This is a genomic window from Rhodovarius crocodyli (assembly GCF_004005855.1).
GTDB lineage: Bacteria > Pseudomonadota > Alphaproteobacteria > Acetobacterales > Acetobacteraceae > Rhodovarius > Rhodovarius crocodyli.
In genome coordinates this window covers 189315-204237 of sequence record NZ_SACL01000001.1, presented here as the reverse complement: position 1 = coordinate 204237, position 14923 = coordinate 189315, and the positions used below count along the sequence as shown (strand labels likewise).

Annotated in this window: 16 protein-coding genes; 9 read left to right on the top strand and 7 right to left on the bottom strand. The window is 71.0% G+C overall.

Features of this window, described 5'->3' with window-relative positions; all coding sequences use genetic code 11:
- Position 1 precedes the first annotated feature (1 nt).
- Together glcF and EOD42_RS00945 are read left to right on the top strand one after the other, a co-directional pair.
- Complete coding sequence (gene glcF / locus EOD42_RS00950; protein ID WP_127785183.1) at positions 2-1300, top strand: glycolate oxidase subunit GlcF; 1299 nt, start codon at positions 2-4, stop codon at positions 1298-1300.
- A 59-nt stretch (positions 1301-1359) separates the two neighbouring features.
- Complete coding sequence (locus EOD42_RS00945; protein WP_127785182.1) at positions 1360-1959, top strand: YitT family protein; 600 nt, start codon at positions 1360-1362, stop codon at positions 1957-1959.
- Here EOD42_RS00945 and EOD42_RS00940 read toward each other — a convergent pair.
- The 4 genes from EOD42_RS00940 to EOD42_RS00925 are packed head-to-tail and all read right to left on the bottom strand — an operon-like array spanning position 1956 to position 5182.
- On the bottom strand, positions 1956-2471 hold the full coding sequence (locus EOD42_RS00940; protein WP_127785181.1) for a hypothetical protein: 516 nt from the start codon (positions 2469-2471) through the stop codon (positions 1956-1958). The genes EOD42_RS00945 and EOD42_RS00940 overlap by 4 nt on opposite strands.
- A 23-nt stretch (positions 2472-2494) precedes the next feature.
- Positions 2495-3088: a sugar transferase gene (locus tag EOD42_RS00935; RefSeq protein WP_127785180.1), complete on the bottom strand. Its 594-nt coding sequence runs from the start codon at positions 3086-3088 to the stop codon at positions 2495-2497.
- Positions 3081-4289: an O-antigen ligase family protein gene (locus tag EOD42_RS00930; RefSeq protein ID WP_127785179.1), complete on the bottom strand. Its 1209-nt coding sequence runs from the start codon at positions 4287-4289 to the stop codon at positions 3081-3083. Before EOD42_RS00930 ends, EOD42_RS00935 begins: the two co-directional genes overlap by 8 nt.
- The gene (locus EOD42_RS00925) at positions 4286-5182 is read right to left on the bottom strand and encodes a hypothetical protein (RefSeq protein WP_127785178.1); all 897 of its coding nucleotides are present in this window, start codon (positions 5180-5182) and stop codon (positions 4286-4288) included. The genes EOD42_RS00930 and EOD42_RS00925 overlap by 4 nt, the downstream gene beginning before the upstream one ends.
- Before the next feature lie 80 nt (positions 5183-5262).
- Between EOD42_RS00925 and fdhD the strand changes: the two genes are divergently transcribed.
- The 3 genes from fdhD to EOD42_RS26465 are packed head-to-tail and all read left to right on the top strand — an operon-like array spanning position 5263 to position 6917.
- Complete coding sequence (gene fdhD, locus EOD42_RS00920) at positions 5263-6174, top strand: formate dehydrogenase accessory sulfurtransferase FdhD (protein WP_456307873.1); 912 nt, start codon at positions 5263-5265, stop codon at positions 6172-6174.
- The gene (gene mobA / locus EOD42_RS00915) at positions 6164-6781 is read left to right on the top strand and encodes a molybdenum cofactor guanylyltransferase MobA (RefSeq protein WP_127785177.1); all 618 of its coding nucleotides are present in this window, start codon (positions 6164-6166) and stop codon (positions 6779-6781) included. Before fdhD ends, mobA begins: the two co-directional genes overlap by 11 nt.
- 13 nt (positions 6782-6794) lie before the next feature.
- On the top strand, positions 6795-6917 hold the full coding sequence (locus EOD42_RS26465; RefSeq protein WP_276318118.1) for a hypothetical protein: 123 nt from the start codon (positions 6795-6797) through the stop codon (positions 6915-6917).
- On the opposite strand, the gene EOD42_RS00910 is transcribed toward EOD42_RS26465, so the two are convergent.
- Entirely contained in the window at positions 6914-7465 is a 552-nt protein-coding gene (locus EOD42_RS00910) for a cytochrome b (protein ID WP_127785176.1), read from the bottom strand. The genes EOD42_RS26465 and EOD42_RS00910 overlap by 4 nt on opposite strands.
- A gap of 115 nt (positions 7466-7580) precedes the next feature.
- Here EOD42_RS00910 and EOD42_RS25740 point away from each other — a divergent pair, with 115 nt between their 5' ends.
- The 4 genes from EOD42_RS25740 to EOD42_RS00890 are packed head-to-tail and all read left to right on the top strand — an operon-like array spanning position 7581 to position 11499.
- Complete coding sequence (locus tag EOD42_RS25740; protein WP_240654744.1) at positions 7581-8414, top strand: hypothetical protein; 834 nt, start codon at positions 7581-7583, stop codon at positions 8412-8414.
- Between the two features lie 31 nt (positions 8415-8445).
- Positions 8446-9261, top strand: a complete 816-nt coding sequence (locus EOD42_RS00900) for an ABC transporter permease (protein WP_127785175.1) — start codon at positions 8446-8448, stop codon at positions 9259-9261.
- Entirely contained in the window at positions 9251-10606 is a 1356-nt protein-coding gene (locus tag EOD42_RS00895; RefSeq protein ID WP_127785174.1) for an ABC transporter ATP-binding protein, read from the top strand. The genes EOD42_RS00900 and EOD42_RS00895 overlap by 11 nt, the downstream gene beginning before the upstream one ends.
- Complete coding sequence (locus EOD42_RS00890) at positions 10606-11499, top strand: glycosyltransferase family 2 protein (RefSeq protein WP_127785173.1); 894 nt, start codon at positions 10606-10608, stop codon at positions 11497-11499. Before EOD42_RS00895 ends, EOD42_RS00890 begins: the two co-directional genes overlap by 1 nt.
- Here EOD42_RS00890 and EOD42_RS00885 read toward each other — a convergent pair whose 3' ends face one another.
- The gene (locus tag EOD42_RS00885; RefSeq protein ID WP_127785172.1) at positions 11500-12273 is read right to left on the bottom strand and encodes a 2OG-Fe(II) oxygenase; all 774 of its coding nucleotides are present in this window, start codon (positions 12271-12273) and stop codon (positions 11500-11502) included.
- The gene (alaS, locus tag EOD42_RS00880) at positions 12270-14897 is read right to left on the bottom strand and encodes an alanine--tRNA ligase (protein ID WP_127785171.1); all 2628 of its coding nucleotides are present in this window, start codon (positions 14895-14897) and stop codon (positions 12270-12272) included. The genes EOD42_RS00885 and alaS overlap by 4 nt, the downstream gene beginning before the upstream one ends.
- Positions 14898-14923 lie beyond the last annotated feature (26 nt).

Below are 14923 nucleotides of genomic sequence, written 5' to 3'. Positions count from 1 at the left end.
GATGCAGACCAATTTCACCCCCGAGCAGCTCCAGGACCCGGAGCTGAAGGTCGCCAACGGCATCCTGCGCACCTGCGTGCATTGCGGCTTCTGCACCGCCACCTGCCCGACCTTCGTGGAGCTGGGCGATGAGCTGGATAGCCCGCGCGGCCGCATCTACCTGATCAAGGACATGCTGGAGAGCGGCCGCCCCGCCAGCGAGCTGGAGGCGCGGCACATCGACCGCTGCCTGTCCTGCCTGTCCTGCATGACGACCTGCCCCTCGGGCGTGAACTACATGCACCTGGTCGACCACGCGCGCCGGCATGTGGAGGAGACCTACACCCGTCCCCTGCCGGAACGCGCGCTGCGTTCCGTGCTGGCCATGCTGCTGCCGCATCCCGGCCGGTTCCGCTGGGCCATGCGGCTGGCGAAGCTGGGCAAGCCGCTGCGCGGGCTGATCCCCGGCCAGGGCACGACCGCGAAGCGCCTGCGCGCGATGCTGGAACTGGCGCCGGAACACATCCCGGCCCCCCAACCCGTCACCGGCACCCACCCGGCCGAGGGCGCCCGCCGCGGCCGTGTCGCCATGCTGGCCGGCTGCGCCCAGCAGGTGCTGGACCCCGAGATCAATGCCGCCACCATCCGCCTGCTGACGCGCATGGGCTATGAGGTGGTGGTGCCGCCCGCTGCCGGCTGCTGCGGCGCGCTGACCCATCACATGGGCCGCCATGACCCCGCCATGGCCACCGCGCGCGCCAATATCCTGGCCTGGGATGCCGAGATCGCGGCGGGCGGGCTGGATGGCATCATCGTCAATGCCTCCGGCTGCGGCACGACGGTGAAGGATTACGGCTTCATGTTCCGCAACGAGCCGGAGGCCGAGGCCGCCGCGCGCGTCTCGGCCCTGGCCATGGACATCACCGAGGCGCTGGCTAGGTTCGACTATACCCCCAGCCGGACCGCGCCGCCCTTCACGGTGGCCTATCACAGCGCCTGCTCGCTGCAGCACGGCCAGAAGATCACGGCCCTGCCCAAGCAGCTGCTGGCCAAGGCGGGCTTCGTGGTGAAGGAACCGGCCGAGGGGCATCTGTGCTGCGGCAGCGCCGGCACCTACAACATGATGCAGCCCGAGATCTCGGCGAAGCTGAAGGCGCGCAAGCTGGCCAATATCCGCCGCACGGGGGCCGCGGTGGTGGCGGCCGGCAATATCGGCTGCCTGACGCAGATCGGCGCCGGCGGCCCGCCGACCGTGCACACCGTGCAATTGCTGGATTGGATGGCGGGCGGGCCCAAGCCGAAGGCAATCGAGGGCCTCTGATCGCTGTTGCGCCGCAACATGATGGCGCGCGGCCCGGCGTCGCGCGCTATGATGCGCGCATGAGCACCCGCCACACGCCCGTCGAAGACCTGGCCGCCCTCGCGCTCGGCTGCCTGTTCGTGGCGCTCGGCAGCAACCTGTATGCCGATGCGAAGATCCTGACCGGCGGCACGGTGGGGCTGTCGCTGCTGCTGCACCAGGTGACGGGCCTCAGCTTCGGCACGCTGTTCTTCGTCAGCAACCTGCCTTTCTACATCGTGGCGGTGAAGCGCATGGGATGGAGCATCACGCTGCGGACCTTCGTGGCGGTTGGCTTCGTCTCGCTGCTGTCGCGCCTGACGCCGCTGTGGGTGGGCTTCGACCACCTGGACCCGATCTACGCCTCGGTCACCGGCGGCGCGCTGTTCGGCATCGGCATGCTGATCATGGTGCGGCACCGGATCGGGCTGGGCGGCGTGAACATCCTGGCGCTGTACCTGCAGGAACGGCACGGCATCCGCGCCGGCTATTTCCAGCTGGCGGTCGATCTCTCGATCATGCTGGCGGCCTGCTTCGTGCTGCCGCCGCTGCAACTGGCGCTGTCCGTGCTGGGGGTGGTGGTGCTGAACCTGATCATCGCCATGAACCACCGGCCCGGCCGCTACATGGCCATCAGCTAGCCGTCGAAGCGCGTCCAGCCGGTGGCGCGATAGTCACGCTCACGCGCCGCCAGGTCGACCGGGGCGTTGCTGTCCAGGATGGCCTGCGCCTCGGCCGCGCGTTCGCTGCGCACGGTCAGCAGGCTGCCGCCCTGGCGCACGCCCTCGGCATAGACATGCGAATCGGATTCACTGACGCCGAAGCCGATCAGCGTGCCCAGCATGCCGCCGGTGGCGGCCGTGGCGCCGGCGGCCAGCAGCGCGCCGCCCGCGATGATGGGCCCGATGCCCGGAATGGCCAGCGCACCCAGCGCCGCGATGCCGAGCCCGCCCATGATGAGGTCGCCGGTGGTGGCACCCTCGCTCACTTCCTCGCCCGAGTGCTTCTGGTTCAGCTTGTGCAGCCGGCCGTCGGGGTCGGCCATGGCGATGCTGATCTCGCTTTCGGGAAAGCCCGCGGCCTGCAACTGGCGATAGGCGGCGCTGGCGTCCTCGGGGCGGTCGAACAGGCGGGTGACGGTTTCGACGGGCATGGCGTTTAGTCTCCTTACCCGTCTCAAACGTCCCGCGCGGGCTCCGGTTGGAACTCGGGCATGGTGGCGTGGCCCCGGGCCGAGACGCCGCGCCCGCGCAGCAGCACCGCCGCGCAGGCCAGCACGATGCGGATGTCGCGCCACAGAGAGCTGCGGCGCGCGTAGTCGGCATCCAGCCTGAGGCGCAGCGCCCAGGGCACGGCATTGCGCCCCGCCGCCTGGGCCAGCCCGCACAGGCCGGGCCGCACCTCCAGCCGCCTCGCCTGGCGGGCGGAATACCGGGGCACATAGGCCAGCGGCAGCGGGCGCGGCCCGACCAGGGACATCTCGCCGCGCAGCACGTTCAGCAGCTGCGGCACCTCATCCAGCGCGCTGGCGCGCAGCAGCCGGCCGAAGCGCGTGAGGCGGGCGGCGTCGTCGCCCGGGCCGTCACGCATGCTGCGCAGCTTCAGCACCTGGAAGGGCGCGCCGCGCAGCCCCGCGCGCGTCTGCCGGAACAGGATGGGGCGGCCGAGAAACCCCCACACCCCCAGCGCGGCCAGCACCAGCAGGGGCGATGCCAGCGCCAGCAGGACCAGCGCCCCCGCGACATCCAGCGCGCGCTTGCCTCTATACATCCAGCCGCTCCAGCGCGGCCGACAGCGCGAGGCCCAGCGCGAACCAGGCCATGCGGTTGGTCAGGTCGGTGGAGACCATCACCGTGATGGCCATGGGCAGCACCAGGGCCAGGATGCGCGCGGCGCGCCCGGCCTCCAGCCGCCAGGCGCCGGCCAGCAGCAGCACCAGCCCGCCGCCGAAGGCCGCCAGCCACAGCACCATGCCGGGAAAGCCGCCCTCGGCCACGGCCTCCAGCGCGTGGTTGTGCGGGTACATGCCGGGGTTCACGCCATAGCCGGCAGCCTGGGGAAAGGCGCCGGGGCCGAGGCCCAGCGGCTCCGCCAGGCGCCAGGCGGCGGACCACAGCTGCAACCGGGCCTCGGGCGCGGAGCCGGGGTCGCCCATCAGCCGGTCCAGGGTGCGCAGGCGCTCGGCGCGTTCCGGGTCCAGCGCGACCAGCCCCAGCGCGGCCACCCCCGCCAGCCCCACCAGCGCCACCCAGCCCAGCGCGGCCCCCGGCCGCCGCGCGACCCACAGGCGAAAGGCCGGCACCAGCGCGACCCCCGCGCCCAGCACCAGCAAGGCGGCACGTCCGCCCGGCAGGAACACGCCGCCCGCCAGCGGCAGCGCCACGGCCAGCCAGGCCAGGCGCCCCCAGCCGGAGCGCGCCTCCACCACCCGCAGCACGGCCAATATGGCGCCGCTGGCCATGGCCAGGCCAGCCAGCTGGTATTGCACCCGCACGCGCTGGATATCCTCGGGGCCGCGCCCGCCCAGCTGGATGCTGTCCGTCGCCAGGCCCCAGGCCAGCCCCGCCGCCACCAGCAGCCCGATGCCGATCACCCCATGGGCCAGCAGGTTGCGCGCGGTGGTGTCGGCCCCCACCAGCAGCCCGGCCAGCAGCATCAGCGGGCCCATCAGCACCAGCGGCGCCAGCTTGGCGATGGCGGTATCGGCATTGGGCGCCCAGGCGCCGGCCAGCACCCACCACAGCCATAGCCCGGCCGCGGCCAGCACCGGCAGGGCGATGCCGCGCCCGACGCGCCAGCCGCCGCCCGCCAGCATCAGCGCCAGCAGCGGCAGCAGCGCCGCCAGCGCCAGCACCGTGATGTCCAGCGGCGCGCGCGCCAGCAGCGGGGATGTCTTCAACGCACCCGCGTAATGCAGCGTGGCCGCCGACAGCCCGGCCAGGGCGGCAAACGCGCCGCTGGCACGGATCACGCATCCACCCCGGTGCGGGCGCGGGTGCCCTGGCGGCGGGGCAGGGCGGGCATCCAGGGCGGCGGCGCCGGCCCGCGCAGCAACGCGACGCACAGCCCCACCACCAGCACGAAGCCCGGCACCGCCACCCCCAGCAGCGCCAGCAGCATGGGCCGGTTCGGCACGCTGGGCCGGATTTCCACCATCGGCGCCGAGACGAGCCGTGCCGCCACCACCGCATCGGCGCCGATCACCAGCGCCGCGCGCTGCTGCTGGGCCAGCAGGTCGAACAGGGAGCCGCGCTGGTACAGGTCGCGCTCCTGCGCGATGCGGGCGGTCAGGGCCTCCACGCGGCCCTGGGCCAGGCGCAGCAGGTCGGCGCGCACCTTGGCCTCGGCGAAATCATGCAGGCGGCGCAGCATGTCCAGCGCCAGCGCCCGGTCGCGCCAGGGCAGCTTCACGCTCCAGGTCATGGCCGCGCCGTCCTGGTCGGTGGCGAGCGAACGGTCCAGGAAGCCGCGCACATCGTCCAGGTCGGCCTGGATGCGCAGGTCCAGCGCGCGGCGTATGGCACCCATGGCACCCTCGCCCCGGCGCGCGGTCATCTGCTCCAGCAGGGGGGTGTCGCGCACCAGCATCGCGGCGGCCTCGGCCGAGGTCAGCGCCGAGAGATACACCGCGAAATTGCCGCCCGGCCGGCTGTCCAGCAGCCCCGCCTGCATCAGCGGCACCGGGGAAAGCAGGGCGGAGGTGGCCATGGAGGTGGTCTCGGCCGGGGCCACGTCCATGGCGGCGACATAGCTGCGCGGCCAGTTCCAGACGATGGCGGCGAGCCCGGCATAGAGCAGCACGGCCGCCAGCAGCAGGCGCCAGCGCCAGCCCCAGACCCTCCGCAGCAGCTCCTCGAGCGGCATCCTGCCCCGCCATCAACCTAGGGTTAATGAATGCGGGGATTTTCAGCGTTTTGCAACCATTGCGTGCATGTCATGCCCCCTTGCATCAGGCGGCGCGCGGGGGCACCTCCGAGGGCATGTTCGTGCAGCCCGACCCCAGCGACCCGCGCCTGACGAAGCGCGTCACCGGCATCGACCACACCGGCGCGCCCGTCGAGGCCGCCGTGACGGTCGAACGCCCCCTGACCCTGTATCTGAACGGGCAGGAGATCGTGACGATGATGACGATCCTGGACCGGCCGGAGGATCTGGCGGTCGGCTATCTGCTGAACCAGGGCATGCTGAAGCCGGGCGCCGCGATCGAGGGCGTGGACTATGACGAGGACCTGCAGGTGGTCGTCGTCCGCACGCCGGAGCGCACGAATTTCGAGGAAAAGCTGCGCAAGAAGACGCTCACCAGCGGCTGCGCCCAGGGCACCGCCTTCGGCGACCTGATGGAGGATTTTTCCGAAGTGCGGCTGCCGGCCGAGGCCCGGCTCAGCACCTCGGCGCTGTATCGCCTGCTGCACCGGATCAACACCCTGCCCAGCCTGTATCTGGAGGCCGGCGCCATCCATGGCTGCGCCCTGGCGCATGGCGACGAACCGCTGGTCTATATGGAGGACGTCGGCCGCCACAACGCGGTGGACAAGATCGCGGGCTGGATGTTCCGCAACGGCGTGCCGGGCGGCGACAAGATCTTCTACACCACCGGCCGGCTGACCAGCGAGATGGTGATCAAGACGGTGCGGATGGGCATCCCGATCCTGGTCTCGCGCTCGGGCTTCACCGCCTGGGGGGTGGAACTGGCGCGGGAGGCGAACCTGACCCTGATCGGCCGCTGCAAGGGCAAGCGCTTCACGGCCCTGGCGGGCACCGAGCGCATCGTCTTCGACGCCGACCTCGCCTATGTCGAGGAGGAGAGCGCGAAGCACTGGCGCAAAAACAGCCGGGAGGCCGAGGATGCGGGCTGACACCGCCGCCGTGGTGCTCGCGGGCGGGCTGGCGCGCCGCATGGGCGGCGGCGACAAGCCCCTGCGTGAGATCGCCGGCCGCACCATGCTGGACCGCGTGCTGGAGCGCCTGCGCCCCCAGGCCGCACCGCTGGCCATCAACGCCAATGGCGACCCGGCGCGCTTCGCCGCCTGGGGCCTGCCGGTGCTGCCGGACCCGATGGAGGGCTTCCCGGGCCCGCTGGCCGGCATACTGGCCGCGATGGACTGGGCGGCCGGGCAGGGCCTCGATTGGGTCGTGACCATGCCGGGCGACACGCCCTTCCTGCCCGTGGACCTGGTGGCGCGGCTGCATGCGGCGCGCGAGGCCGCGGCCACGCCGCTCGCCTGCGCGGCCTCGGCCGGGCATACGCACCCGCCCTGCGGTCTATGGAACACCGCCCTGCGTGAGGCGCTGCGCAGCGCCATGGCGGGCGGCGAGCGCAAGATCGACCGCTGGACCGCCCTGCACGGCGTGGCCCATGCCGAATGGCAGGCCGCGCCGCTTGATCCCTTCTTCAACGCCAACACATTGGAAGAACTGGCGGAAGCCGAGATGCTTCTGCATAAGACATCAGCCAGTCCCTAGAGAGGAGCCAGCCGTGAAAGCCTTCCTGTTCGGCCTCGCCGCCGCCATCATCATCGCCGCCGGCGCCGCCTATGTGCTCGACACCAAGGTGCAGCAGACCGCCGAGAGCTACCACACCCAGGGCGTGCGGCTCTAAAGCATCCGCATCAGGGTGCCGTCGCGCCGGATGGCGTGGTGGAAGATGGCACCCCCCACATGGGCCGCGAGCAGCAGGGGCGTGAGCCAGCCGATGATCGAGTGCACGGTCAGCAGCGTCCCGGCCAGCCCTTCCCGCGCCTCCATGAATTTCGGCAGGTCGATGAAGCCCAGATAGGCGGTGTCGCCCTGCATCGGAAAGCCGAAGGCGTTGGTGGTGAAGAAGCCCAGCAGCGGCTGCAGGATCAGCACGACATACAGCGTGTGGTGCGTGGCCGTCGCCGCGATGCGCATCATGGGCGGGATGTGGTCCGGCAAGGGCGGGGGCGGGCTGAAGCGCTTCCAGGCCAGCCTTGCGATGGACAGCAGCAGGATGGTCAGCCCCGCGCTTTCATGCAGCATGTAGAAGGCGCTTTTGGATTCGTCCTTCAGGTGCCCGATGACGAAGCCCGTCGCCAGGGCGAGGCCCATCAGCGGCACCGTGACCCAGTGGAAGATCTTCGCGATGGCGCTGTAGTTGCCGTCCGGATGCGATATGGACGCCGACATGGGTGCTCCCTCCTTGCTTGCGTTGCATGCTGACTGGTCTGCGAGCCCGGCCAAACGCTATCACGCGCGCGCGCTTCGCGAAGGAAAATCGTGGCGGATCAGCGCCCCGGCCCTGGTGGGAGACCCCGTGGCGCTGCTGGCGCCGCTGATCGCGGGCGGCCTGCCGGTCGCCATGGGGCTCGACCTGCCGCTGGGCGTGCCCCGTGCCTTCGCCGAGGGCCGCCCGGAGGCAGGCTTCCCCGAGTTCCTGCGCGGACTGGCCACGCGCCCTGGCTTCTTCGCGGTGAACGAGGCGCTGGAGACGGTCTGCCCCGATCGGCCCTTTTATCCGCAGCGCGGGGTGAAGGGCATGACGCGGCTGGCCCATGCCCGGGCGCTGGGTTTTTCCGAGGCAAGCGGGCTGAACCGGCTGTGTGACCTGGCCACGGCGGAGCGCCCGGCCGGCGCGCCCGTGTTCTGGACCCTGGGCGCCAACCAGTCCGGCAAGGCCGCCATCGCCGCCTGGCGGGACTGGCTGGCACCGGCGCTCGCGGCCGGCGCGCCCTATCGCCTATGGCCCTTCGAGGGGCCGCTCGCCTCCCTGCTGGCCCCCGGCCAGGTGGCGCTGGCCGAGGTCTATCCGGCCGAGGCGCTGCGCCACCTGTCCCTGCGCATTCCGGGCAGCAAGCGCGCCCACGCCGCGCGCCAGGCCCTGGCGCCCGCCCTGTTGGCCCGCATGGCCGAGCTGGGCGCCATGCCCGACGCCGCCCTGCACGCCATGATCCTGGCCGGTTTCGGCACCGACGCGGCCGGGGAGGACCGCCTCGATTGCCTGCTGGGTGTGCTGGACATGATCCTGGTGCTGGACGGCCACCGGGCCGACATCGTGCCCCCCGACCCCTGGCTGCGCCGCTGGGAGGGCTGGGTGCTGGGCCAGCACAGCCTGCCCCGTTCGATGACCGGGGCGTGACGCGGGGCCGCCGATATGGCAAGCCCCGCCCATGCGCCGACCTTCGAGCAGCCTGTTGGGCTTCGCCCGCGTATTGATGGCCCATCGCGAGCTGATCTTCCGCCTGACGGCGCGTGAGGTCGGCAGCCGCTTCCGCGGCAGCACGCTGGGCCCCGCCTGGGCGGTGCTGACGCCGCTGCTGACGGCGGCCGTCTTCACCTTCGTGTTCAGCACGGTGTTCCAGTCGCGCTGGGGCGGGTCGACCGGGCGGTTCGATTTCGCGCTGCTGATGCTGTCGGGCCTCGTGATCCACAACATCTTCTCGGAATCGATCGGCCGGGCGCCCACGCTGCTGCTGGCCAATTCCAGCTATGTCACCAAGGTGATCTTCCCGATCGAGGTGCTGCCGGTGGTGGCCACCCTCTCGACGCTGGTGAATGCCGCGATCTCGGCCGGGATCGTCCTGCTGGGCGACCTGATCTTCAAGGGCCACATCAGCACCACGGCCTTCCTGTTCCCGGTCGTGCTGCTGCCCTTCCTGTTCTTCGTGGTGGGGCTGGGGCTGCTGCTGGCGGCCCTGGGCGTATTCCTGCGGGATCTGACCCAGATCGTGACCCTGCTGATCACGCTCACCATGTTCCTGACCCCCATCTTCTACCCGCTGGAGGCCGTGCCGCCCGCCTTCCGCACCGCCATGCACCTGAACCCGCTGACCTTCATCGTGGGCCAGGTGCGCGCCGTGCTGGTCTTCGGGCAATGGCCGGATTTCCTGGGGCTCGGCCTCTATACCCTGGCGTCGCTGGCGGTTCTGGCCTTCTGCTATTGGGTATTCCAGCGCCTGCGGGGGGGCTTTGCCGATGTCCTCTGAGGAAATTGCCATCGAGGCCCGGGACCTCTCCAAGGCCTATTTCATCTATGACAGCCCGGCGGACCGGCTGAAGCAGGCGGTGATGCCCCGCCTGCGGGGGCTGCTGCTGCCGCTGCTGCGCGCCATCGGCCGTGGCCGGGGGGAGCGCCGGTATTTCCGCGAGCATTGGGCCCTGCGCGCGCTCGATTTCGAGGTGAGGCGCGGCGAGACGGTCGGCATCATCGGCCGCAACGGATCGGGCAAGTCCACCCTGCTGCAGATCGTCTGCGGCACGCTGACCCCCAGCACCGGCGAGGCGCAGGTGCGCGGCCGGGTCGCGGCCCTGCTGGAGCTGGGCTCCGGCTTCAACCCCGAATACACCGGCCGTGAGAACGTCTACCTCAACGCCTCCGTCCTCGGCCTGACGCGGGAGGAGACGGAGGCGCGGATGGATTCCATCCTGGCCTTCGCCGATATCGGGGACTTCATCGACCAGCCGGTGAAGACCTATTCCTCCGGCATGGCCATGCGCCTGGCCTTCGCCGTGATCGCGCATGTCGATGCCGACATCCTGATCATCGACGAGGCGCTGGCCGTGGGCGACGCCTATTTCCAGCAGAAGTGCTTCCGCTGGCTTCACAAGTTCCGGGAGAACGGGACCATCCTGTTCTGCGGCCATGACATGGCGGCGGTGGTGGGGCTGTGCGACCACGCCATCTGGCTCGACAAGGGCGAGCTGCGCATGAAGGGCCCCGCCAAGCAGGTGGCCGAGGCCTATTCCAGCTTCATCGCGGTGGCGGCGATGGGGCTGAAGGACGACCAGGTGAAGCTGCTGGAGGGGCCGGTCGATGCCAATCCGCAGGCCCCCGGCGAGGGCTGGCAGCCCATCCCGCCCAGCTCCGAATTCGGTTCGGGTCTGGCGCGGATCACGCATGTCCGGCTCTCCGACGCCGATGGCAGGCAGCCCATGCTGCTGCACGGCGGGGAGGAACTGCTGCTGGAGGTCCGCATCGAGGCCTCGGCCACGATCGACCGCTGCGTCGCGGGTTTCACCCTGAAGGACCGGCTGGGCCAGCCGACGCTGAGCGGCAACATGCAGGACGCCGCGCTGTTCAACGATTTCCGGATGGAGGCCGGCGCGGTGGGCGAGGCGCGGATGCGCTTCGTGCTGCCCCATCTCGCCAGCGGCCCCTACATGTTCGCCCTCGCCTTTGCCTCCGGCACGCAGGACCAGCATGTGCAGCACCATTGGGTGCATGAGGCGCTGGCCGTCACCGTCCAGAATCCGCGCAACTACGGTTCCAACATCGTCGCCCCGCTGACCGAGGCGGCGTTGGTGGCGCGGGACCCGCTGGCGGGGGGCTGATGCGCCGCGTCGTCGTCCTGCTGGCCAGCTACAACGGCGCCGCCTGGCTGCCTGAGCAGCTGGACAGCCTGGCGCGCCAGGAAGGGGTGGAATGGCAGCTGCTGTGGCGCGACGATGCCTCCACGGATGCCAGCCGACGCCTGCTGCTGGAATTTGCCGCCGCCCATCCGGCCCGGGTGCGGGAGCTGGAGTTCCCCGCCGGGCGGCTCGGCGCCACGGAGGGCTTCCTGGCGCTGCTGCGCGCGGCCCCCGCGGGCGATGCCTATGCCTTCATGGACCAGGACGATGTCTGGCTGCCGGGCAAGCTGGCGCGTGCCCTCGCGCGGCTGGATGCCGGCGCCGATGCGGTGTGCGGCCGCCTGAGCCTGGTGGATGCGGATCTGAAGCCGCTCGGCCTGTCGCCGCTGCCGCGCATGGAGCCGGGATTCGGCAGCCTGCTGGCGCATAATGTCGCGGCCGGCTGCACCATGGTGTTGACCCCCAGGGCGCGGGAATGGGCCCTCAGCGCCCCGCCGCCGGCCGGCAGCCTGCATGACTGGTGGGCGGCCCTGCTGGTGACCGGCATGGGCGGGCGGCTGGATTTCGACCCGGAGCCGATGATCCTGTACCGGCTGCACGGCCGCAACAGCGTGGGCGGCGCGCCGAGCCTGCTGGAGCGTGCCCGCCGCGCCCTGGGCAGGGGCGGCGCCGCCTGGTGGCGGATGCTGACGGCGCATCTGGCGGCATTGTCCGCCCTGCCGCTGGCGCCCGGGGCGCGAGAGGTGGTGCAGACGCTGAATGGGCTGCGCGACGCCGGGCGGCCAGGCCGGCTGCGGCTGCGAGCCAGTGCCGGCCTGCGCCACCATTCCCGGGCCGGCGACGCCCTGCTGACAGCCTGGTTGCTGCGGGGCTGATCAGTAGCCCTGCTGCGGGCGCTCCTGCCACAGGGTCGAATGCTCCTCCTCGGAGATCTCCTCCGCCGGGCGGCCATTGGTGTAGTAGTAGAGCGCGATGGACCGCCGGAACAGGTCGGGCGGCCCGACGATGGGCTCCGGCTGGCCGTGGAAGGAGAAGCTGGTCGTGCTGAACACCGCCATGCGGTTGAACACGGGCAGCACCCGAGCCTCGCACTTCTCCATCTTGCGGTCCCAGAGTTCGAGCCAGCCCTGGTTCGCCTCGGTCCAGCCTTCGTTCAGGTAGATCAGCAGGTTCAGCCGCCGGTCGATATTCAGCTTGGGCAGGCGGTTGAAGTCCGCATGCACGGCCAGCGTGCCGCCGGCCTGGGTGAAGTGCAGCCCGCCGCCGAACAGATAGGGGTCCGGCATCAGGCCCGAGATGCCGGTCATCCGCTCCAGCGCCAGCAACATGCGCGGGGAAGCCATTTCCGCGAAGAAGCGCCGGGTATGCGGCCCGAACTGGGTTTCCCAGGTCGTGTTGTGCTTCTTGCGCACGAAGGTCCCGTCATTGTGGGCTTCGAGCTTGGTCTGCCCTTCCTGCGGCCATTCCTTCAGGATGGCGCGCAGGTATTCGGGGTTGAAGACACCATCCACCTGCATGTGCGGGAAAGGCACGGCCGACCCGTACTGGCCGACATCCGGCAGCAGGGACAGGCCCTGCTCGGAATAGATCGGCAGCTCATCGGGGCCCGGCCCCGCCAGGCGCCGGGCGATGCTGGCCAGCAGGCTCACGCCAGCGCCGCCTTGATGGCGGCCAGCGCCTCGGCCAGCTTGTCGCCGTCCGGGCCGCCGGCCTGGGCCATATCGGGGCGGCCGCCGCCGCCCTTGCCGCCCACGGCCGCCGCCGCCGCGCGCACCAGCGCGACCGCGTCGGTCTTGCCCTTCGCGGCCTCACCCACGCCGACCACGATGCTGGCCTTGCCGCCCTCGTTGCTGACCACCGCCACCACATCGGCCGTGCCGCCCTTCAGGATGGCCTCGGCGATGCCCTTCAGGTCACGGGCGGGGGTGTCGCCCAGGTCGCGGGCGGCCAGCTTCAGCCCGCCGATCTCCTCGATCTCGGCGGCGGCACCGCCGGTGGCCAGCTTCTTGCGCAGGTCGGCCACGTCGCGTTCCAGCTTGCGGCGTTCCTCGACCATGGCCGCCACGCGGGCCGGCAGCTCGGTGGGGCTGATCTTCAGCGCGGCGGCAGCGTCGCGCAGCAGCTGGGATTCAGCCTCGACGGCAGCCAGGGCCGCCGCGCCCGTCACGGCCTCGATGCGACGCACGCCGGCCGAGACCGCGCCCTCGCCCACGATGCGCAGCAGGCCGATATCGCCCGTGGCGCGCACATGCGTGCCGCCGCACAGTTCCAGCGAATACGCCTTGTCGCCGTCGCGGCCCATGCCGACGACGCGCACTTCCTCGCCGTACTTCTCGCCGAACAGCGCCATCGCACCCTCGGCCACCGCGGCCTCCGGCGTCATCAGGCGGGTGGTCACGGGGGAGTTCTCGCGGATGCGGGCATTCACCTCGGCCTCGACCCAGGCCAGGTCCTCGGCGCCGATGGGCGTGGGCTGGCTGACGTCGAAGCGCAGGCGGTCCGGCGCGTTCAGGCTGCCCTTCTGGGCGATATGGTCGCCCATGCGGCGGCGCAGCGCCTCATGCAGCAGGTGCGTCGCGCTGTGATGGGCGCGGATGGCGCCCCGGCGCTCATGGTCCACCTCGGCCTTCACGGCCTGGCCGGGGCGGGCGGTGCCGGCCTCGACCACGCCCAGATGCACGAACAGGCCGAGCTTCTTCTGTGTGTCGCGCACCGCGATGCGCAGCCCCTCGGGGCCGGTGATGATGCCGGTATCGCCCACCTGGCCGCCGCTCTCGGCGTAGAAGGGGGTCTGGTTCAGCACCACGGCCACCTCGGTCTCGGGGCCGGCCGCATCCGTCACGGCGCCGTTCGCGACCACGGCCTGGATCTCGCCCTCGGCGGTCTCGGTGGCATAGCCCAGGAACTCGGTGGCGCCGATCTTCTCCTTCAGGTCGAACCACAGCGCCTCGGTCGCGGCCTCGCCCGAGCCTGCCCAGGCGGCGCGGGCGCGCTGGCGCTGCTCGGCCATGGCGGTGTTGAAGCCGTCGGTGTCGACCGCGCGGCCCTCGGAGCGCAGGGCATCCTGCGTCAGGTCCAGCGGGAAGCCGTAGGTGTCATAGAGGCGGAAGGCGACCGCGCCCGGCAGGGGCTGACCGTCGCCGAGCTTCGCGGTCTCCTCGGCCAGCAGGCCCAGGCCGCGCTCCAGCAGGCCACGGAACTTCTGCTCCTCCAGCCGCAGCGTCTCGGTGATCAGCGCGCCGGCGCGGCCGAGCTCGGGGTAGGCCACGCCCATCTGGCGCTCCAGCGCCGGGAACAGCCGGTACAGCAGCGGCTCCTTCGCGCCCATCATCTGGGCGTGGCGCATGGCGCGGCGCAGGATGCGGCGCAGGACGTAGCCGCGGCCCTCGTTGGACGGCAGCACGCCGTCCGCGATCAGGAAGGAACCGGCGCGCAGGTGGTCGGCCACCACGCGGTGGCTGATGCGGAAGGGGCCGTCCGGGTCCTGGCCGGTGGCCTCGGCCGAGGCCAGGATCAGCGCGCGCAGCGTGTCGGTGTCGTAGTTGTCGTGCTTGCCCTGCAGGATGGCGGCGAAACGCTCCAGCCCCATGCCCGTGTCGATGGACGGGCGGGGCAGCGGATTGCGCGTGCCGGCCGGCTCCTCCAGGAACTGCATGAACACGAGGTTCCAGATCTCGATGAAGCGGTCGCCGTCCTCATCCGGGGAACCCGGGGGGCCGCCGGGAATCTTGTCGCCGTGGTCGAAGAAGATCTCGGAGCACGGGCCGCAGGGGCCGGTGTCGCCCATGCGCCAGAAATTGTCGCTGGTGGCGATGCGGATGATGCGGCTGTCGGGCAGGCCCGCGATCTTGCGCCACAGCGCCGCCGCTTCCTCATCCTCATGATAGACCGTGACCAGCAGCTTGTCCTTCGGCAGGGCGAAGTCGCCGGTCAGCAGGGTCCAGGCATGGGTGATCGCCTGTTCCTTGAAATAGTCGCCGAAGGAGAAGTTCCCCAGCATCTCGAAGAAGGTGTGGTGGCGGGCGGTATAGCCCACATTGTCCAGGTCATTGTGCTTGCCGCCGGCGCGCACGCATTTCTGCGCGGTGGTGGCGCGGACATAGTCCCGCTTCTCCTGCCCGGTGAAGACGTTCTTGAACTGCACCATGCCGCTGTTGGCGAACATCAGCGTGGGGTCGTTGCGGGGCACCAGCGGCGAGGATTCCACCACCTGATGCCCATTGCGCGCGAAATAGTTCAGGAAGGTGGCGCGGATGTCGTTGCTGCTGGTCACGCGTAAACCTCGGGAGGGAGAAGAAG